This is a genomic window from Chryseobacterium sp. MMS23-Vi53, from assembly GCF_047651245.1.
GTDB lineage: Bacteria > Bacteroidota > Bacteroidia > Flavobacteriales > Weeksellaceae > Chryseobacterium.
Genome location: NZ_CP180265.1, coordinates 4,161,470 through 4,183,895, shown reverse-complemented (window position 1 = coordinate 4,183,895; position 22,426 = coordinate 4,161,470). Strand labels below are relative to the sequence as shown.

The 22,426-nt window shown below is 34.0% G+C and carries 13 protein-coding genes; 8 read left to right on the top strand and 5 right to left on the bottom strand.

What is annotated here, in order from left to right; all coding sequences use genetic code 11:
* Positions 1-289: 289 nt before the first annotated feature.
* A complete protein-coding gene (gene dnaE, locus ACKX2A_RS18640; protein ID WP_415326428.1) occupies positions 290-4,972 on the bottom strand; it encodes a DNA polymerase III subunit alpha in 4,683 nt (1,560 codons plus the stop codon).
* Between the two features lie 225 nt (positions 4,973-5,197).
* Between dnaE and ACKX2A_RS18635 the strand changes: the two genes are divergently transcribed.
* Positions 5,198-7,270, top strand: coding sequence for a thiamine pyrophosphate-dependent enzyme (locus tag ACKX2A_RS18635; RefSeq protein ID WP_415326427.1), 2,073 nt, complete (start codon positions 5,198-5,200; stop codon positions 7,268-7,270).
* 49 nt (positions 7,271-7,319) lie between these two features.
* On the opposite strand, the gene ACKX2A_RS18630 is transcribed toward ACKX2A_RS18635, so the two are convergent.
* Positions 7,320-10,343 carry a T9SS type A sorting domain-containing protein gene (locus ACKX2A_RS18630; protein ID WP_415326426.1) on the bottom strand — a complete coding sequence of 1,008 codons (3,024 nt, stop codon included), beginning with the start codon at positions 10,341-10,343 and terminating at the stop codon, positions 7,320-7,322.
* 90 nt (positions 10,344-10,433) lie between these two features.
* Between ACKX2A_RS18630 and ACKX2A_RS18625 the strand changes: the two genes are divergently transcribed.
* A complete protein-coding gene (locus ACKX2A_RS18625; protein ID WP_415326425.1) occupies positions 10,434-11,465 on the top strand; it encodes a bestrophin family protein in 1,032 nt (343 codons plus the stop codon).
* 170 nt (positions 11,466-11,635) lie between these two features.
* Here the strand turns inward: ACKX2A_RS18625 and ACKX2A_RS18620 are convergent, their stop codons facing one another.
* Positions 11,636-12,094: an Lrp/AsnC family transcriptional regulator gene (locus tag ACKX2A_RS18620; RefSeq protein WP_415326424.1), complete on the bottom strand. Its 459-nt coding sequence runs from the start codon at positions 12,092-12,094 to the stop codon at positions 11,636-11,638.
* A gap of 154 nt (positions 12,095-12,248) precedes the next feature.
* On the opposite strand from ACKX2A_RS18620, the gene ACKX2A_RS18615 reads away from it, so the two are divergent.
* On the top strand, positions 12,249-13,475 hold the full coding sequence (locus ACKX2A_RS18615; protein ID WP_415326423.1) for an aminotransferase class I/II-fold pyridoxal phosphate-dependent enzyme: 1,227 nt from the start codon (positions 12,249-12,251) through the stop codon (positions 13,473-13,475).
* Between the two features lie 160 nt (positions 13,476-13,635).
* On the opposite strand, the gene ACKX2A_RS18610 is transcribed toward ACKX2A_RS18615, so the two are convergent.
* Complete coding sequence (locus ACKX2A_RS18610; RefSeq protein WP_415326422.1) at positions 13,636-14,640, bottom strand: glycosyltransferase; 1,005 nt, start codon at positions 14,638-14,640, stop codon at positions 13,636-13,638.
* Positions 14,641-15,249: 609 nt separating this feature from the next.
* On the opposite strand from ACKX2A_RS18610, the gene ACKX2A_RS18605 reads away from it, so the two are divergent.
* The 3 genes from ACKX2A_RS18605 to ACKX2A_RS18595 all read left to right on the top strand — a co-directional run bounded on the left by ACKX2A_RS18605 (position 15,250) and on the right by ACKX2A_RS18595 (position 19,119).
* Positions 15,250-16,983, top strand: coding sequence for a hypothetical protein (locus ACKX2A_RS18605; RefSeq protein WP_415326421.1), 1,734 nt, complete (start codon positions 15,250-15,252; stop codon positions 16,981-16,983).
* A gap of 210 nt (positions 16,984-17,193) precedes the next feature.
* Positions 17,194-18,201 (top strand): SDR family NAD(P)-dependent oxidoreductase, encoded by a 1,008-nt coding sequence (locus ACKX2A_RS18600; protein ID WP_415326420.1) that lies wholly within the window; start codon positions 17,194-17,196, stop codon positions 18,199-18,201.
* Positions 18,202-18,312: 111 nt separating this feature from the next.
* The gene (locus tag ACKX2A_RS18595) at positions 18,313-19,119 is read left to right on the top strand and encodes a helix-turn-helix domain-containing protein (protein ID WP_415326419.1); all 807 of its coding nucleotides are present in this window, start codon (positions 18,313-18,315) and stop codon (positions 19,117-19,119) included.
* 446 nt (positions 19,120-19,565) lie between these two features.
* Here ACKX2A_RS18595 and ACKX2A_RS18590 read toward each other — a convergent pair whose 3' ends face one another.
* The gene (locus ACKX2A_RS18590) at positions 19,566-20,729 is read right to left on the bottom strand and encodes a THUMP domain-containing class I SAM-dependent RNA methyltransferase (RefSeq protein ID WP_415326418.1); all 1,164 of its coding nucleotides are present in this window, start codon (positions 20,727-20,729) and stop codon (positions 19,566-19,568) included.
* A gap of 122 nt (positions 20,730-20,851) precedes the next feature.
* On the opposite strand from ACKX2A_RS18590, the gene ACKX2A_RS18585 reads away from it, so the two are divergent.
* Positions 20,852-21,577 (top strand): class I SAM-dependent DNA methyltransferase, encoded by a 726-nt coding sequence (locus ACKX2A_RS18585; RefSeq protein ID WP_415326417.1) that lies wholly within the window; start codon positions 20,852-20,854, stop codon positions 21,575-21,577.
* Positions 21,577-22,308, top strand: coding sequence for a ZIP family metal transporter (locus tag ACKX2A_RS18580; protein ID WP_415329501.1), 732 nt, complete (start codon positions 21,577-21,579; stop codon positions 22,306-22,308). Before ACKX2A_RS18585 ends, ACKX2A_RS18580 begins: the two co-directional genes overlap by 1 nt.
* Positions 22,309-22,426 lie beyond the last annotated feature (118 nt).

Sequence of the window (22,426 nt, the reverse complement as noted above, 5' to 3'; positions counted from 1 at the left end):
AAAATATTTAATAATTACTTAATAAAACATTCACTTTTATTATAAAAATTAAATAAATGTTTAATTTAAATTATTTAAATCACAATGAAATGACAATTTTACAATTAATTAAAAATCAAAACATTGAATAAATAACTCTACTATTTTATGTTAAATAGCTAAAACCAAAACCCTACTTTTTTAGTATAGTTTTAGTTTTAGAAAAATTTTTAATTTAAAATCATTCAAAATAAAAAAAAGTGACTTTCAAAAAAGCCACTTTCCTATATAAAACTTGTCGTTTTTCCTTTTAATTCAGATAAAATTCATACTTATTGAGCAATTGGATCTGTTTAATTAAATCTTCGCTCAGATTCACCGAATGTTTCATCGACTGCACCTCAAGATGCTCAACCTTGGAGTCATCTTCCACATTTTTAATGTAAAACTTCAACTTTTGATTCCCTTGATTTCTTTCTAAAACTGTTCGGAAAAAATTTAAATCTTCCGGTCGGAAATCCATCACATCCATTACCAGAGAGATACTTTTGGCGAATCGTTCAAATGCTTCCTGAAGCTCAATCACATCATTTACATTTACGAAAACTCGACCATCTTTCACCTGGGCAAATTTAATTTTAAAGATCACAAATCGCTGAACTTCAAGCTTCTCCTTCAGCTTCATATAATCTCGATCTCCCAATCGGAAAGAATAAGATCCCGAATAATCTTCAAGTGTGACAAAAGCAACCTTTTCACCACTTCTGAAACCGTCTTTCACCACATATTCTGTGATCAAACCAGCGACTGTATATTCTTTTCCACCGCCGCCGTTTTCTCTTTCTTTCTGTAAAGTTTTCCAGTCTTTTTTCTTTTCCTCAAACAATTCTTCCTGTTTGTTCGCAAAAGCCTGTTCTTTGTAAGCATCGACCTCATCGAGATTCAAAAAGTGGAAAACACCTTTTGGCTCTGCTTTTTTGATCACTTCTTCAATGATTTCCTCTTCTTCACCTGCAACAATATTATCCGAAACAATTTCCGCTAAATCCGTTGTTTCATCCACAGAATCCTGCTCCAAAATCGGAACTTCCTCGGTTACAATTTTCGATTCGTCATCTTTCTCCAGCACAGAATTTTTGGAAAGACTTCCTTGTATAAACTGGAACTGATATTTGAATTCATCCAACGGATGCGCAGAAAGATAGAAGCCGATGGTTTCTTTTTCTTTATTCAACTTATGCATATTCGGCCATTCCGGACAAGGTGCCAGTTTTGGCTGCTCGATCTGAACTTCCTCCGCAAAATCTGCAAAAAGAGAATGCTCCATCTCATTTTTACTTTCCTGGAAACTTTGTCCGTATCGAATCAACCTTTCCAGATTGGTTCTTCCCGCCATGTCAATATCAAAATACTGACCTCTGTGGAAGGAATCTAATTCATCGAAACCTCCTGCCAAAACCAAACTTTCTGCAACTCTCTTATTCATTTGAGAAGGCAGAATTCTTTCGAAGAAATCATAAATATTTTTAAATCTTCCGTTCGCAGCTCTTTCTCTTGTAATCGCCTCGCTCGGTCCTTCCCCGATTCCCTTAATCGCTCCCAAACCAAAACGGATCTGTCCTTTTTCGTTTACCGAGAATTTATATTGAGATTCATTCACATCGGGACCTAAAACATCAACGCCCATACTTTTACAATCCTCCATAAACATGGTGATCGAGTCGGTATTGTTAATGTTATTACTCATCACACTCGCCATATATTCCGCAGGATAATTGGCCTTTAAATAAGCCGTCTGATAGGCAATAAATGCATAACAAGTAGAGTGAGATTTGTTGAAAGCATATTCTGCAAAGGCTTTCCAGTCGTTCCAGATTTTTTCTAAACGTTCTTCGTTGAGGTTGTTTTTTCTTCCGCCTTCAATGAATTTAGGGTACATTTTATTCAGAACGTCGATTTGCTTTTTACCCATTGCTTTTCTCAGTGTATCAGCTTCACCTTTCGTGAAATTTGCCAATTTTTGAGACAAAAGCATTACCTGCTCCTGATAAACGGTAATTCCGTAGGTTTCCTTTAAATATTCCTCAGTTTCCGGTAAATCGTAGACAATTTCTTCGATTCCGTGTTTCCTATTAATGAAGTTCGGAATATATTTAATAGGACCCGGTCGGTAAAGGGCGTTCATAGCAATAAGATCGGCAAAAACCGTTGGCTTAAGTTCTCTCATGTACTTTTGCATTCCCGGACTTTCATACTGGAAAATCCCGACCGTTCTCCCTTCTTTAAACAACTGATAAGTTTTCACATCATCTAGCGGAATCAAATCAGGGTCGATATCAATGTTATATCTTGCTTTTACGAGTTTTAAAGCGTCTTTAATAATAGTTAAAGTCCTTAGACCCAAGAAGTCCATCTTCAGAAGACCTGCACTTTCCGCTACCGAGTTATCAAACTGTGATACCAAAATATCGGCATCTTTTGCGGCAATCGTCACCGGAACCAGATTACTTACATCTTCCGGCGTTATGATTACTCCACATGCGTGAATCCCGGTATTTCTGATACAACCCTCCATTTTTTTAGCACTTGCCAAAACACCGTGACGCGCATCATCCGGACTGTCAAGAACATATCTCATCTCATCGACGAGCATTTGTTCTTCCGGCTTCAATTTATCATATTTTGCTAAAGCTTTCGCGATATTCATTCCGGGTGTGGAAGGAATTAATTTAGCAATATTATTTGTGTCTGGAATCGGAACATCCAAAACTCTTCCGGCATCTTTAATCGCAGATTTCCCACCCAAAACCGAATAAGTAATAATCTGCGCAACCTGAGTTTTACCGTATTTATCAACTACCCATTTAATAATCTTGTCTCGACCTTCATCATCGAAGTCGATATCAATATCGGGCATAGAAACCCTTTCAGGATTAAGGAATCTCTCGAAAAGGAGATCATATTTAATAGGATCAACATTGGTTATTCCGATACAATATGCAACTGCCGAACCCGCTGCCGAACCACGACCAGGACCAACCCAAACTCCCATTTTTCGGGCTTCGTTACAGAAATCCTGTACAATCAGGAAGTAACCGGGATATCCTGTGTTAGCAATAACTTCAAGCTCGAAGTCTAAACGTTCTTTAATTTCTGGAGTAATTCCAGTATCACGATATCTGTTTTTAGCCCCTTCATACGTCAAATAAGTTAGATAAGCCATCTCACCACGTTTTCCGCCGTCCACTTCATCTTCTGCATGGATAAACTCTTCAGGAATATCAAATTTTGGAAGAAGTACGTCTCTTTTTAAAGTATAAGGCTTGAATTTGGCAGTGAATTCTTCATATGCTTCGAATGCATCAGGATAGGTTAAAAATGATTCTTTAATTTCATCTGCATTTTTCATGTAATATTCTCCCGTTGCTAACCCTCTTCTCTTACCAAAACCTTTTCCAACAGGAGTCGACAGCTTTTCACCATCTTTAATACAACTAACAATATCTTGAATATTCGAATCGTCTTTGTTGGTGTAAAAAGTTTCGTTCTGAGCTAAAATTTTAACATTATATTTATCTGCAAAATGTAAAAGAACATCATTCAAATGCTCTTCTTCCGGCAGTTTATGATTCTGAATCTGAACATAAAAATCATCTTCAAAGGTATCTTTCCACCATTTGAAAAGTTCCTCTCCTTTTTGTTCACCTGTATTTAAAATCGCATCCGGAATATCTCCGTGAATTCCTGATGTTAAAGCAATCACACCTTCTTTATATTCAGCAATCAATTCACGGCTGATCCTAGGAACCCCGAAATAGAATCCTTTCAGGAAACCAATACTTGATAATTTTGCTAAATTTTTATAGCCTTCAAAATCTTTCGCCAGTAAAACAACCTGCGTTCTTCTGTCTGGGTCATCTTTTGTAAACTGTTTCTGTTCGTAACGGTCTGAAATATAAAACTCACAACCTACAACAGGAATTAATGGCTCCGAAACAGGTTCTTCTTCATTAAATTCCGTTCCGTTTTCTTCTGCTTCCTGTTTTTTGGTTAAATATTCTTTATGCTTTTTCGCACGGTCGCTATTCGCTCCCTCAACTGCAGAAACAAATTTGAAAGCCCCCATCATATTTCCCAAATCTACCATTCCGACGGCAGGGAAATTATCATCTGTTGCTTTCTTAATTAAATCATTAATGCTTGAAGTTGCTGACAAAGTCGAGAAAACACTATGATTATCGAAGTTGAAATATCTGCCAAGGTCAATTTCATCGATACTTCCAAAATCCTGTTGCTTTTTCTTATTATGAAAATCTGCAACCTGCCTTCTGATAACAATACTGAAAGGCTTTATCGGATCTGGATAAAGTGTTTTAAAATACGCCAGCTGATCTTCTGAAGTTTTCAAAACTTCCGCAGGAATAACACCGATTCTCATCATTTCGAAGAAAACCTGAGCCGTTGCATTTACGTCGGCTGCCGCATTGTGGGCTTCGTCAAATTTATGACCGTACAATTTTTCGTAAAGCTCTTCCAGTTTCGGAGGTTTGAATCTTCCACCACGACCGCCTCCAAGCTGACAGAAATCCGTACCCAAAATCATGGTATCGGCTCTTGGCTTTTCCTGTAAGTTATCTTTTATATTTTTTCGGTAAAATTCGGCTCCGACGATATTATAATCGAACTCAACATTATGACCGGAAACGACTCTTACTTTTTCTAAAACTTTGGCAAATTCATTTAAAATTTCTTCGAGATCGCGACCTTCTTCATTGGCAATTTTTGTTGTAATCCCGTGAATTCTCGCCGCGTTGAAGGGAATATCGTACCCTTCAGGCTTTATAATATAATCCTGATTTTCAATTAAAGTTCCGTCATCATCATGCAACTGCCACGCAATCTGAACCATTCTTGGCCAGTTATCAGAGTCTGAAAGCGGAGCGTTGAAATTCTTTGGTAAACCTGTGGTTTCTGTGTCAAAAACTAAATACATGTAATTTTTCTAGCTTTTAATTTAAAAAGAGAATGTAAAGTTACTTCAATTTTTTCTGTTTTAAAATTAGTTTTATAAATCTCTTCCAATCACAGTATGTATTTCGGATAAGTGTAAATTCTAATTTCATGTTAATTTTTAATTTAAAGACTTTGAAAATCATTAAATTACCCAAAAACACTAACAGATGTTAGTATTTTGTTTTTTTGTTTATATTTGCTTCCTATGGAAAATACACTTCACGAAAAAGTTTCTCAAGATATTTTACTTAAGGCTTATAACCATATGATGCTTGCCAAAGCTATGGCAGACATTTATGAAGAGAACAGAAATGTTACCAAATATGTTCATAGCACATCAAGAGGTCACGAAGCTATTCAGTTAGCAACCGCTTATCAGTTAAAAAAAGAAGACTGGATTTCTCCTTATTATAGAGACGAAAGCATTCTTTTGGGTATTGGTTTTGAACCTTATCAATTAATGCTTCAATTATTGGCAAAAGCTGATGATCCTTTTTCGGGAGGTAGATCTTATTATTCTCACCCATCGAGCAGGGATGAGGACAAGCCCAAAATTATCCACCAAAGTTCTGCGACCGGAATGCAAACAATTCCTACGACTGGAGTTGCTCAGGGAATAAAATATATTCAGGATTTTGACTTACAACAATTCGAAAACAATCCGATTGTCGTTTGCAGTCTAGGGGACAATTCTGTAACGGAAGGTGAAGTGAGTGAAGCGCTTCAGTTTGCAGCTTTGCACCAATTACCTATCATTTTCTTGGTTCAGGATAATGAATGGGGAATTTCCGTAACAAAAGAAGAAGCAAGAACTTGTGATGCTTATGATTTTGTAGCAGGATTCACAGGTCTAAGCAGAATGAGAGTTGACGGAACAGATTTCATTGAATCTTTCGAAGTGATGAAAAAAGCGGTTGATTTTGTAAGGAACGAAAGAAAACCATTAGTTGTTTGCGCAAAAACAGTTCTTATTGGTCACCACACTTCTGGAGTAAGAAGAGAATTCTATAGAGATGAAGAAGATTTAACGAAGCACAGAGCAAAAGATCCGGGTGAAATTATTAGAAATCAATTACTTGATGCGGGTGTTGATGAAGAATTATTAAAACAAATCACTAAAAAAGCCCGTTTGGAAGCTGAAGAAGCATTTGACAGGGCTCAAAAAGCTGAAGATCCGAAACCTGAAACAGTAATGCAACATGTTTTCGCTCCAACTCCAATTACAGAAGAAGTTGGAACTCGTGAACCTGCAGGTGGAGAGAAAATCGTGATGGTAGATGCTGCGATTCACGCTATTCAGGAATTAATGTGGAAACACCCTGAAGCTCTGCTTTATGGACAAGACGTTGGTGAAAGAATCGGTGGAGTTTTCCGTGAGACAGTGACGTTAGGAAAGAAATTCGGAAGCAAAAGGGTTTTCAATACAGCGATTCAGGAAGCGTATATTATTGGTTCTACAGCAGGAATGAGTGCAGTTGGTTTAAAACCGATTGTTGAGGTTCAGTTTGCAGATTATATTTATCCGGGTATTAATCAGTTGATTACGGAGATTTCAAAATCAAATTATTTAAGTCAGGGTAAATTCCCTGTAAGCAATATTATTCGTGTTCCGATTGGAGCTTACGGAGGTGGTGGTCCTTACCACAGTGGTAGCGTTGAAAGTATTTTAGCGAATATTAAAGGAATTAAAATCGCTTACCCAAGTAATGCAGCCGACTTTAAAGGTTTATTAAAAGCAGCTTATTACGATCCGAATCCGGTTATCATGTTGGAGCACAAAGGACTTTACTGGAGCAAAGTTCCGGGAACTGAAGATGCAAAAACAATCGAACCAGCGGAAGATTACATCTTACCTTTCGGAAAAGGAAAAGTTATTATTGAAGCTGATAAAGATGAAACTGAAAAAGGCAGAACTTTATTGATCGTAACTTACGGTATGGGCGTTTACTGGGCAAAAGAAGCCGCGAAAAACTTTAACGGAAGAATTGAGGTGATCGATTTAAGAACATTAATTCCTTTGGATGAAGAATTGGTTTTCGAAAGAGTAAAAGCACACGGAAAATGTATCGTTTTAACAGAAGAGCAATTAAATAATTCTTTTGCAGAAGCTTTCGCACATAGAATTTCTAAGAACTGCTTTAAATATCTTGATGCTCCTGTTGAAACAATGGGATCTCTTGATACTCCAGCTGTTCCGATCAACTTGGTTTTGGAAAAAGAAATGCTTCCGAATGCGGAAAAACTTTCTAAGAAAATTGAAGAATTATTAAAATTTTAATTCAAATAAAATAAAAAAACCTCAAAATAATCTGAGGTTTTTTTTATTTCTATTTCTTAATTATTTTTTTAACAAAACTTCCTTTTTCGGTCTGAATTTTTAGGAGATATACTCCATTCAAGATATTATTCAGATCTATTGTTGTTTTAGAATTATTTATTTGTTTTTTATTAATGATCATATTTCCGCCCATATTATACACTTCGACATTTTTAATATAATCATCTTTAGTCGCTGCTAAATTGATTTCCGATATAGCCGGATTTGGGAAAACAAGTATTGATAATTCAATCTTATTATGACTGTTACTTATTTCATTCGTTCCTAATGTAACTTGGCTTACATCCATAACGTATAATTCATTCCCGAAAAAATTAAAGTTATTAGAATCTTTAAATGGTGCGTTGAAATATAATTTAGTATTTAAACTAGAAATTGGCATATTGATAATCGTATTATCTGACAATATTCCATTTGCATTTATATCAATTTGTTTTGTCCCATTTTGAGTTCCATTAGTAACTATAATTTTATTTTCCTGATATTCTCTGCTTAAAAAATACAAGTTATTATTTACACAAGTGACAGATCTTGCTGATAAAAAATTTGAAATCGAATTTTGATTGTTGGTATATAACATATTAAACTGATTATTATTATAAGCCCAAACACTTCTAAAACCATTTGAATCTGGTCTGCTGCTAAAGTAAATATTATTTCCACACGCTGTCAAAGGGCTTGTAACAATAAATTCATTATTTGTAAGTTTATAAGTACCATTTATAGTTCCATCTGATATATAAGGATTATAAGTATATCCATTCGATGAATTTCCAGAAAGGGCAAAAAAGTATAACTTCCCATTGTAAACTTTAGCATTGGCGCTAAATGCGGCAACTGTACTAAATGGATTATCCATAGATTTTACCATAGACGTTCCTGCAATAGTTCCATCTGAAACCCATATTTCTGATTTACTTGTCCAGTAATCAATTTGATCAATAACTAAAAAGAAAAACTTATCATTAGAATAATCTATAATTGAAGAATATCTTTTAGTGCCTGTAAAAGTATAAAATTCATGAGTTCCACTTTGATTTCCATCAGTAACCATTAAAACCCTTTTATTTTGATTATAATCATTTGCTGTATAAAAAGTTTTGTTACCTAATAAAGCATAGTTATCACGATAAACAGGTGGAATATTCAAAATGCTCGTTCCAGCTTCCGTACCGTCAGAAATCCATTGCTTTGTAATAAAGCTATTTTCATCTACTTTAAATAAAAACTTATCTGTATTACCGACCCTTACGAATGCAGGAAAATCATCATAGCTAGAACCATCTTCTCCCATCGGATTGACATTCTTAATCATTTTTGTTTCTGCCGTTGTTCCATCTGTCACACATAGTGAATTTAAAGCTCCTGATATAGAACAAGGAAAATATACCTTATTGTTTAATTGTATTGTAGGTATGTATTCTCCACCCACCACAGGATGATTAATAAATCCTGTATTCACATCATTTTTTATTCTGGATGTTCCTATTTCTGTGCCATCTGTAACCATCGGTCCTGTTCCGAACTCATCTGTACCGAAATAAAATAATTTTCCATTAAGGACTTGTGGTGCAATAAAATAAGAATAACTGGTAGAATTTGCGTTTTCATAAAGACTTGACTGCCCATTAGCAAAATTGAACTTAAAGAGCTCCTGCCCATATTTTTCACTTCCAGCATTAATAATAAAATTATTGTCCGGTGTATCCGTCACACTCATTTCGTACCCAGAATCATAATCATATATTAAATTCTGAACAAGTTTTAAAGATGTTCCATTGAATGCGACATAATCGTTAGTAGAATTCGTGGCAAAAATTAAATAGTTATTATCCCCAAAATTCGATTTCGATTTTTTCATCAATATAGCATATTCCAGCTCAGGAAAAGAATCAGAAAGTTTTGTGATATCAAAATTGTTATAAGTTAGCATCGCATAACCATAATTAGGCAAAAATGCGTCAAAATAAAGCTTATTCTTAAAAACAAAAATATTATTAATCCCAGAATTTCCATAATTAGGATAAGCACTAGAATTAATAGAAAGGGTTCCTGCAGCAGTTCCATCAGATTTCCACAATTTGTTATTATTAGCAAATACAAGCGAATTATTTACCAGATAAAGGTTTCCATTTGAATTATAAGGATTTATATTACTTGGAAGAGTAAAAACATCTGTAATTTCATTAGTTAAAGTATTATAATAAGACAAATAAGCAATATTATTTTTTACTTTTATAAAATACAAATACCCATTAAAATCAATCATATTTCCAGCAACCAAGTAATCATCCTGTGCTCCGGTAAGAACAGGAATTGTATTGTTTACCGTTCCATCAGATTTCCAGATTTTCTTTTCAGAATTAGAATTGTAATTTGTAAAATATACTTTATTATTAATATTTACATAATTATCAGAAGATAATGTCGAATTATTATTCAATGTACTCACCAATTCTGTACCTGCGGGTGTTTCATCAGAAACCCAAAGTTCACTTCTAGATGGACTTCCATACATATGATAAATACTGAATATAAGTTTATTATTGAATTTTGTAAATGAAGAAATTACAAAATCTGAAGTCATAAAGTTAGGATTTGGAAACTCTTTTATAAATTTAGTCCCTGCATCTGTCCCATCTGTTCTCCATAGACTTAATTTGGAATTTTTTTCAATAAAAAAATAAGCCTTATTATCAATGATAAAAATATTTAAGGCCTTCGACGCATCATATGAATAAGTATTATCCTCGTTTACATAGTTCTTATATTCAGAACTAATTTTAATTAATAGCTTACTTCTTCCATTTTCCGAATCTTTGATTGTTACACCAAACTTTGCATTAAAAATCAATTTATTTCCGGAAATAAAATTCATATGAGTAGGATTACTATCTGCACTAAAATTGGTTTCCAAAAGATTGGCATTAAACGTTAAATTCTGAGCCGAGAGACAACTATTTCCAACAATACTAAAAAATAATAAAGAGGAAACAATTCTAGATATTTTCATGTTACTAAAAGTTTTTTGCAAATATAATTATTCAAAACTTTATTTTATATTTGAATAGTTGATTGATTTTATTAAATAGACTTAACACTCATGATTACTACAAAATACTTCAATTATAGACAAATTCTCAACTTATCAGGTGTTCATTTGATCTGGATTTCGGTTTGGTGTACATTGATCGCTTTCCTTTTTCATTTTTTCCATTGGCAATGGATGACAATTCCGTGGGTTCCGGTTGCTTTGATTGGTACCGCTGAAGCATTTTTGGTTGGTTTTAAAAACAATCAGGCATACGACAGACTTTGGGAAGCCCGAAAAATCTGGGGCGGAATCGTGAACTCTAGTCGTTCTTTCGCTTCAATGACCTATGCTTTCGATACCAAAAATGAAGAAGTTGGAGTATTCAATTTAGAAGATCGAAGAAGAAAGATCGTTTATCGTCATATTGCTTGGTTGTATGCGTTTCGTGAGCAACTTCTTGTTCCGACGGAATGGGAACACATCAGTGCGGAGGAAGAGCATCATCACACCATCAATCAAAGGAGAAATAGGTTGATTAAAGCCGGGTTTCCAGATTACAGCAGAACTCAACTTTTCCTTAATAAATATCTTTCCGAAGAAGAATCTGAATTAAAATCTCATTATAAAAATTTTGCTACTTATTTGATTTCTCAACAGGCAAAAGATGTGAATGATTTAAAGAATATCGGTGCCATTACCGATTTTAATCAAACTCAATTACAGACAGCTTTGAATGAGTTTTATAATTTTCAGGGGCAGGCGGAAAGAATCAAAAAATTTCCTTCTCCAAGGCAATTTGCTAGTACAGCGTTTATTTTTAATGTACTTTTCATTATGTTGCTTCCACTTGGTTTGGTGAACGAATTTGAAAAACTGGGAGATTGGGGAATCTGGACTTCCATTCCTTTTTGCATCATCATTGGCTGGATTTATATCATCATGGAATTAGTGGGAGATTATTCCGAAAATCCATTTGCAGGATTGATGTTCGACGTTCCTATGTTATCAATTTGCCGTACTATTGAAATCGATCTTTTACAAATGACAGGAGAAACCGATCTTCCCGATCCGATTTCCTCTAAAAATGGAGTTTTGGTTTAAATTTTTCTATAATGATTTTATTCTAAATCTTTCAACACCGAGTTTGTCATTCCGTAGGAATATAGACGTAGTATCAGATAATATAAAAATTCGTGTTTAGATTCCTACGGAATGACATAAGTTGTGGTTAATTTTTTATTTTAATATTTAAATTAATTACAATTAAAAACTTACAACACAATCGCCGTTGTATTCTTCACCTCAGAAATCATAAACGAACTATGAGTACTCGCAATATGCTGTAAAGTCGTGAGTTTTGATAGCATAAAATTTCGATAATCTTCCATGTCTTTTACTCCGATTTTTAAAATATAATCGTAGTCCCCACTTATATGAAAACACTCCGTAACTTCCTCTAAACTCATCACTTCCCTTTCGAATTGAAGAACATATTCTTTTTTATGCTGCGTTAATTTCACATGACAAAGTACAATAAAATCTCTGTTGATTTTATGACGATCAAGAATCGCAACATATTTGGAAATTACACCCGTATTTTCCATTTTTCTGATACGTTCATAAACAGCCGTCACCGACAAACCCAACTTGTAAGACAACTCTTTGGTAGTTTGTTTCGAATCTTCCTGTAAAAAAAGAAGCAGTTTCTTATCAATTTCGTCGAAGGTCATAGATAAATTTTTGTTAAAAGTTTACATTAATCAAATATAACAAACTTTTTGTCTATCAAAGTCAATTTGAATAGATTTATATTCTAATAATTTAAATTTATATTGTAATAATTCTGGAATTCATTCAAATTTAGCACAGAAAAATCTAGTACATATGAAAGACTTTAACGCTGCTAATGAAATTCAGGACTTACAATATTTTGGTGAATTTGGTGGAGTAAATCCATCCATTTCAGACAGTTCTACCTACACTTTCCTTTCTGCAAAAACAATGTTTGATACATTTGAGGGAAATGCAGACGGATGTTATTTATATTCAAGACATTCCTCGCCAATGAATTTGTATCTCTCACAGGCATTGGCAAAATTGGAAAACACTGAAGCTGCGAACGTTACTGCATCAGGAATGGGAGCTATTACCTCTGTTTTGATGCAGGTTTGTAAAAGCGGAGATCACATTATTTCGAGCAGAACTATTTACGGTGGAACCTATGCTTTCATGAAAAATTTTCTTCCGCCATTTAATATTGAAACCACATTTGTGGACATCAATAATTTTGAATCTATTGAAAATTCAATTCAAAAAAACACTAAAATAATATATTGTGAAAGTGTGAGCAATCCACTTTTAGAGGTTGCGGATCTGAGAAAGCTATCTGATATCTGTAAAAAACACAACTTAAAACTGATTGTTGATAATACTTTCTCACCGCTTTCTATCTCACCGACTCTATTGGGAGCGGACATCGTAATTCATTCTTTAACGAAATTTATTAACGGAAGCAGCGATACTGTAGGAGGAGTTTATTGTGGAACACAGGAATTTATTAATGATACAAAAAATGTAAACACCGGAGCCTGTATGTTGTTGGGACCAACAATGGACAGCCTACGTTCAGCAAGTATTTTAAAGAATTTGAGAACGTTACACATCAGAATGAAGCAACACAGCCATAATGCTTTATATCTTGCAGAAAGATTCGAGGAAGATGGCTTAAGAGTGTCTTATCCCGGATTAAAATCCCACAAAAACCACGAATTAATGAAAAGTATGATGCATGAAGAGTACGGATTCGGTGGATTATTAACCTTAGACGCAGGAACTACGGAAAAAGCCAATGAATTGATGGAGCTTATGCAGCAGGAAAATTTGGGTTATCTGGCAGTAAGTTTAGGATTTTACAAAACATTATTCTCGTGCTCAGGAAGCTCAACATCTTCTGAAATTCCGGAAGAAGAGCGTTCAGCAATGGGAATTTCCGATGGATTAATCCGATTCTCAATCGGGCTTGATCACGACATCGAACGAACCTACGAAAAGATGAAGGAATGCATGCTAAAAACAGGCGTTCTCAACCATGAAACCCTATCCATATTCTAGCTTATTATTGTTTAAAGACTGTTGTTGATTCGACAGTCTTTATTTTTTCTAATTTATTTTTCGTGTGCTGCCATTCTGAATGTAACAAAGTGAACGAAGAATCTATATTAAACCATTTGTAGATTCTTCATTCATCGGAATGATATTGATAATCAAATTTTTACTTTTTATGAAAATGCTTCGGAAACGCATCTTCCGGTTTCATTCTGAAAATATTTAATAAAATCCAAGATTTTAAAAAACCATACCCATAAGAAAACATCTGAATGTATGTAGAAATCACCGCCATTCCTGCAATGCTGATATTTTTCGTCACCAATAAGGCATGGAAAAAAACCATAAAAGTATACAATCCGTAAAAAGCAAGAATAATCCCTCTTCCTAAAATAAAATATTCTAAAAATCCCAAAATATATCCTAACATAAATAAAGTAGGAAAAGCAAACGAAATTTTGACATAATTCGGATGCCTCTGGTTAAGAATCGGTCTTGCGCAACCAAATTGGAAAACCTGTTTCGAAAACTTCCCAAAATCGACTCTACGCTTGTGATAAACGGCAATATCTTCGAAAAAAGCTGTCGTAAAACCATTTTCCCAAAGTGTCATCGATAAATCAGGATCCTCACCTATCCGCATTTCGGAGAAACCTCCTACTTTTTGGAAAACAACTTTCTTTACGCCCATGTTAAAACTTCTTGGTTGGAATTTGGAAACCGCTTTCTTACTTCCACGGATTCCACCTGTTGTAAAAACCGAAGTCATTGAATATGAAATCGCTTTCTGCATCAGGTTGAAACCTTTATGCGCTTTATCTGCCCCACCAAAGGCATCGCACGGAATTTCCTGAATGTCTTTTTTGATATTTTCTATATAATCTTTTTCTACAATTACATCGCTATCTACAAAAACAAGCCATTCATTTTCAGCGCGTTTTGCACCGTAATTTCTTGTAAGTCCCGGACCGGAATTATCTTTTCTGAAATATTTTACATTTAAAATATCTTCAAAATTTTTGATGGTTGGTTTTAAATCGATTAGAGATCCATCATCTACAATAATAATTTCAAATTCTTTGTCTGTCTGAAGAGTAAGAGAATTCAGAAGTTCGAAAAGCTCATCTTTTCGATTAAAAATAGCAACGACGATGGAAATTGTAGGTTTCAAATTGAAAATTTTTCAAAATTACTTATTCGAAAAACAACCCACAAACAGTTTATTATAATTTATGAAATTATAACGATTCTTATATCTAAAAATACCACTATAGTTTATACAACAATATGTGAATTTTCATATAAAATTTAATTTGTACTTGAAAAAATATCATTTGAATATTAAAAATTATAATTTAATATTTTAAACCTTAAAAACATTCAGGATAAAATAAATCACTACTAATTGCAATATTTTAAATAATAATTTTCCTTTTCATCCAATTTTAATTTTCTATAAATAAAATTATAGAGTTAATTTATTTCACAAAATATCCAATAAATAATAATTTATTTCTTCTTTAACAAAAATCCAATTAATTCCCGTCTTTAAGAAAAAACCAACACACAAAGAGTTTAATGCAAAAAAACAATACATGAAAATCAATTACTTACATTTAAAATAGTATTAAAATAGTATTAAAAAAAAGCCTTTAGACAACATACCAACTGAATACTATTCATCTATTTTACAACGATTTTTATTTCGTTTAGGCAAAGTGAATTCTACATTTGCATCATCAAAAACATAAAAATCAATCAAAGAAAACACTTTAATAAAATGAAAAAGACAGTTGTTCTAAGTTTAGTTTTGCTAGCAGGATTTTCAAAAGCTCAAATTGGTATCAATAGTCCAACTCCAAATTCTACATTGGATATTGTAGCAAAAAATTCAACAGGTACGTCTAATAATAATGATGGAATTTTAATTCCTAGAGTTGACAGGCAAAGGGCTCAAAATATGAGTGGAGCGGCAATTTCTACATTAATTTATATAAATGATATTTCCACAGGACAGCAAAACGGACTTGCAACTAATATTGATGCTGTAGGATTCTACTATTTTAATGGTACGGCTTGGGTAAAAATGCACAATCCTACAAACTCTACTTTTTCATCTATCAATCTCTATAATTCAGATGGAACACTTACGGGAAACAGATCTGTAAATCAAAACAATAATACATTGACTTTCAACGGGTCTTCTGTAAATTCATTTTCTGTTGATGGAAATACATTTTCTGTTGATGCAGCCAATAACAGGGTCGGAATTGGGACAACAGCACCACAGAATAGGTTGGATTTAGGAGCATCGGCGGGTTCTAGTATTACAGATGTTGCGGGTAAAAAGTTAGCTTTATTCAACAATGCAGCCGGAAGCGATTTTTATGGTTTAGGAGTAAATTCAGGAAGATTACAGTTTCATGCCTCTTCTGCAGCAGGAGATGCTCCTAAAATGGTTCTGACAAATGGAGGAAGTCTGGGAGTTGGAACGACAGATCCTACCAATACCCTTGATGTAAGATCTACGACAGCAGGAGCTGTAAAAATTGTAGACGGAACACAAGGTGCAAACAAGGTATTAACTTCAGATGCAAACGGAGTTGCTACTTGGCAATCTTTACCTGCAACTCCTGCCAATACCAATATTTATAATTCGGATGGTAGTCTTACAGCAAACAGAACGATAACTCAAAATACCAGTACACTTGCTTTTAATGGAAGTTCGGTGAATGGATTTTCTGTAAACGGAAGTACTTTTTCCGTAGATGAAGCCAATAACAGAGTTGGTTTCGGAACATCTGCCCCTCAAGCAAGGCTACATGTAGACGGTGGAGAATCTCGTTTTAGTAATGGTACTTCAGCTTGGGGATTGTCTCCAACAACGGGAGGAACTACAGGATCGTCTAATTCATTAGAGTTTATCGACAGAGTAAACCATATCAGAAGAATGGTTTTTAATGATAATGGAGATGTTTCAATAGGAGGTTCAATTGGTTCAAATTCAGCTAAAGGAATAATATCCATCAGATCAGGAAATGTCGGAGTAAATACCGGTACGCCACAAAAAATGCTTCACGTAAATGCAAATTCTGATGCTGTAAGATTTGAAAACCTTGCTACAGTAAGTAATAGTTCTGATATATTAGCCATCGATGCTACAGGAGATATCAGAAGAATACCTTATAATAATCTCAATGCAAATAGTTTTGGACTTGTAAATATATCAGGCTCTAATTATGCTGCGACAGGAAACGAAAATATGATTTGGGTTGCTACAACATCCGCTACTGTTACATTACCCATTCCAACAGCATCTCAGGTTGGTAAATCTATTAATATTGTAGCTTCCGGAAATAGCTCAGTTACATTAGCCGGAGTAACGCCTGTTGTTACAAATAGTGTAAACTTAACAACCATTCCTCAGGGAAAAAGAATTACTGTGTATGCAATTCCTGCAAGTACTTTTGGAAATACAACAAATACTTGGGCTGTATCACAAAAAGATTTTTAAATACATGCATATTCTAAATTCATTTTAATTAATAAACTACATAACAGAATCTTTTCATAACGAGGGAAGTCTTGCTATTATTGGCAGGGCTTTCTTTTTTTCCATTACATCATATTGAAATTTTAAACAAAACAATTTGACACTTTAAACAAAATAAAAAATCTTTATTCATTCTAATTTTGTCTCAAGAAAATTTTAAAACAATTAAAAATGAGACTTAATAAATTACAACATCCTATCAATTCAGGATTTAATTCCCAATCTATAGCATCAGATATTATCAAAGGAATTGATCTTTCAGGGAAAATTGCTATCGTAACAGGAGGGTATACAGGAATCGGCCTGGAAACAACAAAAACTCTAGCCGAAGCCGGGGCATCTGTAATTGTTCCCGCAAGAAGTATGGAAAAAGCAAAGAAAAATCTTGCAGGAATTCCAAATATAGAGTTGGAAGAACTGGATTTAATGAATCCACATTCTATCGATACGTTTGCAGACAAATTCCTTGCTTCAGGCAGAAAATTGGACTTACTGATTAATAACGCCGGAATTATGTGGGTTCCACTTCAGAGAGATAATCGAGGTTTTGAATCCCAATTGGCAACCAATTACTTAGCACAGTTTCATCTTACCGCAAAATTGTGGGAAGCATTAAAAAAAGTGAACGGAGCAAGAGTAATCAACGTTTCATCTTATGGACACCAGATGGCGTCTTTCAATTTTGAAGATCCGAATTTTGAACATCGTGAATATCAAACTTTAGAAGGTTACGGACAATCGAAAACGGCTTGTAATTTATTTGCAACCCTTTTGGACGAAAAAGCGAAAAATTTTAATGTAAGAGCCTACTCACTACATCCCGGTTCTGTATATGGAACAGAGCTTGGAAGAGATGAACCTATCGAGCTTTACATCCAAATGGGAACTCATGACGAAAATGGAAAAATAAAACCAGAAGTAGAAGCGAAATTAAAAACCATTCCACAAGGTGCTGCCACAACGGTTTGGTGCGCTACAAGTCCTTTGCTTGATAACATTGGCGGAATTTATTGTGAAAATTGTGATATTGCAGAAATCGATAACGGACAAATAGAGCATCGATTCGACGAACCATCCACAATTAGAGGAGTTCAGCCCTACTCCATCGATTTGGAAAATGCGGAAAAACTTTGGAAACTAAGCGAAGAAATGATCGGGCTGAAGTTTGAAGTGAATTAAATAGTTGGAAGCTGAAGTCGGATGCTGGAAGTTCTCATATACTTTTAAATATCCTGCTTCAAGCTTACAGCCAAAAAATTAACTAAATTTATCCTTGAAAATTAAAAGAAAATGGATTTTCAGATCAAATACATTACTCCCGATATCAAGCTTTCTACATACGATGACAAACTTTTCAAGACAGAAACTGTTTTTGAATTTCATATGTTGGTTTGGTTTATTTCGGGAGAAACGAAAATTATTCAGGCAGATAAATCTTATTTGTTTAAAGCTGGTGACATCTTTCTGATTCCGAGAAATCATTTAGCCACAATCATTAATTATCCCAAAGACGGACTTCCCCATAAAGCTGTGGTCATGCATTTAACGAAAGAACGACTGAAAGAATTTTATTCAAATATTAAAATTAAAAAGAAAAATATTCGTGAAGAAACCAAGATTTACAGTTTTAATAAACACCCGTTACTGGAAAGTTGCTTAGCGTCTTTAATTCCTTATTTTGATATGAAAGACTCTTTTCCTGAAAATATAGCAACTTTAAAAATTACTGAAGCCATAAGTATTTTAAGAGAAATCGATAAAAATGTAGATGGGATTCTTGGGGATTTTGAAGAACCCGGAAAGATCAATCTAGTTAATTTTATGGAAAAAAATTATATGTTTAATATGTCTTTAGAACGATTTGGATATTTAACGGGAAGAAGTTTATCAACTTTTAATCGAGATTTCAGGAAAATTTTTCAGACGACACCTCAGCGCTGGTTAACACAAAAGCGTTTGGAACTCGCGTATTATCATTTAACAGAAAAGAATAAAAAACCTTCGGATGTCTTTATGGAAGTTGGTTTTGAGGATCTCTCGCATTTTTCATATGCATTTAAAAAGCAGTATGGTTTTGCGCCTTCGGTGGTGAGGTGAAAAATAAAAGAGACTTTCAAATGAAGGTCTCTTTTATTTTTTCTTTCTTTTAGATCCGGTAAATATAAAATCCAAAACATCAAGAATAAGATCTATAAAATCGAATGCATTCCAAGACATATTAATTTTGATTTTCGTTAATTTCTGGAATCATATTCCAAATATCAATTTCAAACACTTCTTGAATAGCTCTTAAATATTTTATTTGATCAATATCTTTTTCTACTCTATCTCTGAAATATTCTTCTGGCGAAACTCCAAGTTCAGCAATTCTCTCTTGCCTTCTTTTATATATCGTTTTCGTTCTTTTACAAAAATTTGATCACGTAAATTCAATAGTTCAATCAAGTTTTTTAAGATGATATAATGAATTTATTTTGAGCTTCTTTAATTTCATACAAATTGATATTTGATGTCGTAAGTAAATTTATAAAATTAAATTTGAACTATTTATCTTCTAGTTTATGTACTTTTTTAGTTCCCTCATACATCTCATACTGCAAAAATCTCGTCTCCAGTTTTCCGTTGAAAAGCTTAATTTTTCTTGATGGACGAAGTCCAATTTTCTTCAAGGCATCAAGGTCAGAAGAAATCAGCCAGGCCAAAGTATTTGGATAATGTGTTTTGAAGGTATCTCCTATTTTCTTGTAAAAATCATCATCATTAATAGAAATTCTCTCATCATAAGGTGGGTTGAAAACCATTAATAAAGGGAAAAGTTCCTTTTTAGAGTCAAAGAAATTCTGTTTTTTCACCTCGATTACTTCTTCCATTTCGGCAGCTTCGATGTTCATTCTTGCAGCATTCAACATTCTTGCATCGATGTCATACCCAACAATCTTTCCATTAAATTCTCTTACACGATTGATTCTAAATTCCTTAATTTTCGTAAACAATTCTTGATCATAATTTTTCCAGTTCTGGAATGCAAATCCTCTTCTGAAAATCTGCGCCGGAAGATCCATCGCAATCATCGCAGCTTCGATCAATAAAGTTCCAGAACCACACATTGGATCTAGGAAATTTCCTTTTCCGTCCCAACCTGCCAATTGCAGCATTCCGCTTGCTAAAACTTCATTGATAGGTGCTTCGCCCTGCTCTCTTCTGTATCCTCTTTTAAACAAAGGATCTCCCGAAGAATCCAAAGAAATGGTCACCAATTCTCTGTCGATATGAAGATGAAATTTAATATCGGGATGTTTCGTTTCTACATTCGGGCGTCTTTTGAATTTTTCCTGAAAATAATCCACAATTGCGTCTTTCATTTTCAAAGTCACGAATTGCGAATGTTTGAAAGTTTCAGAATTCACGGTAGAATCAATTGCAAAAGACTGATCAACACTCATAAAATCTTCCCAATTGAATTTGAAAAGTCTGTCATAAAACTGGTGCTGATTAAACGCCTTAAATTCATGAATCGGAACTAAAATTTTTAAAGCCGTTCTCGCAGAATAATTAATTTTATATAAAAAGCCTAAATCTCCTTCACAGTTTACGGCTCTGTTTTTTACCTCAACTTTTCTTCCCCCCAACTTTTTAATTTCTTCTGCCAAAATCTGCTCCAATCCGAAGAATGTCTTTATCTGAATCTGTATATTTTCTATATCCATTTTGCAAAAATACGATTTTAGTTGTTGGTAGTCAGCCTATAGTTAATAGAAATCGCTTCAACTGATAAAAACCATCGCTCATCAACTAGGAACTGTCGCGCAAAAAACACTATTTTTGCACCATGGAATGGTTTGAATCTTGGTTTGATACCCCTTATTATCACCTACTTTATAGCAACAGAGATTATACTGAAGCAGAAAACTTCATTACAAAGCTTACTGAAGAGTTGCAACTTCCGCAAAATTCCAAGATCATCGATTTGGCTTGTGGCAAAGGAAGACACTCCGTTTTTTTGAATAAATTGGGTTATGATGTTTTGGGGCTTGATCTTTCGAGACAAAGTATAGAATTTGACAAACAATTTGAAAATCAGACCTTATTATTCGATGTTCACGACATGAGAAACCCCATTGATGCAGATCCTATGGATGCTGTATTCAATTTGTTTACAAGTTTCGGATATTTCGACAGCGAAAATGATGACAAAAAAGTTTTTCAATCGGTTTACAATGCTTTAAAACCGGGAGGATTTTTTGTTTTAGATTATCTGAATGAAGAATTTGTAAGAAAAAACATCGTTCCGGAATCTACGATCATTCGGGGAGATATCGAGTTTAAAATTTTAAAGAAAATAGAAGGAAGACATATCGTAAAAGATATTCGTTTTGAAGCAGACGGAAAACCTTTTCATTTTTTTGAAAAAGTAAAACTTCATACCTTAGAAGCTATCAATTCTTATGCAACAGATTGTGGTTTTGAAAGAATAAAAATCTGGGGAGATTATCAGTTGAATGAATTTAATAAAGAAACTTCCCTTCGTTGCATTAATTTATTTAAGAAAAAATGATAACAGTACTTTTACTGATTTTAAGTGTTATTGCAGGCGTTTTTCTGGGAAAACATTTCGGTAAAAAAGAAAAACTAGCGAAAAATTTATTGATTTTAAGCGCTGGATTTCTGATTACTATTTGTTTGAACGAAGTTTTTCCTCAGGTTTATACTTCCGAAATTGGAGGTAGCAGTCTGGGAATTTTCGTAATCGGAGGTGTTTTGCTGCAAATGATTTTGGAAGCTTTAACAAAAGGTTTCGAACATGGACATTTTCATCATCATAATGAACATAATATTCTTCCCGTTGCTCTAATGGTGGGACTTTTCATTCATGCATTTATCGAAGGAATTCCTTTGGCGAATGAAGAACATGAATTTTCACCTTATTTGCTGGGAATTGTTTTTCATAATCTTCCTATTTCGTTTATTTTAGGGGCGTTTTTATTCAACAGAAAAGACGAATCCAAATCAACGCCGTCTTATCCTTCTTTATTGATTGTTGCCTTATTTGCACTGGCTTCTCCAGCAGGAATGTTACTTGGAAACTATTTCAATCCGGATTTACAGCCTTACTTTTTGGCTATTGTTGGTGGTATCTTTTTACACATCTCCTCTGTGATCATTTTTGAGAGCAATAAAAATCATAATATCGATTGGATGAAGATCGGACTGGTGATTTTGGGAGTTTCTCTGGCATTAACGATGCATCTTTTTCATAATCATGAGCATATAGGACATCATCATTAAGATTTTTTTTAATTCAAAAAAGATTCAGATTTACGTATTTATTTCACATATAATAGAGTTTTAATTAATAATCTTATTCTTCTTTATCTCATCACTTTCAATTATTTATAAAAATTGA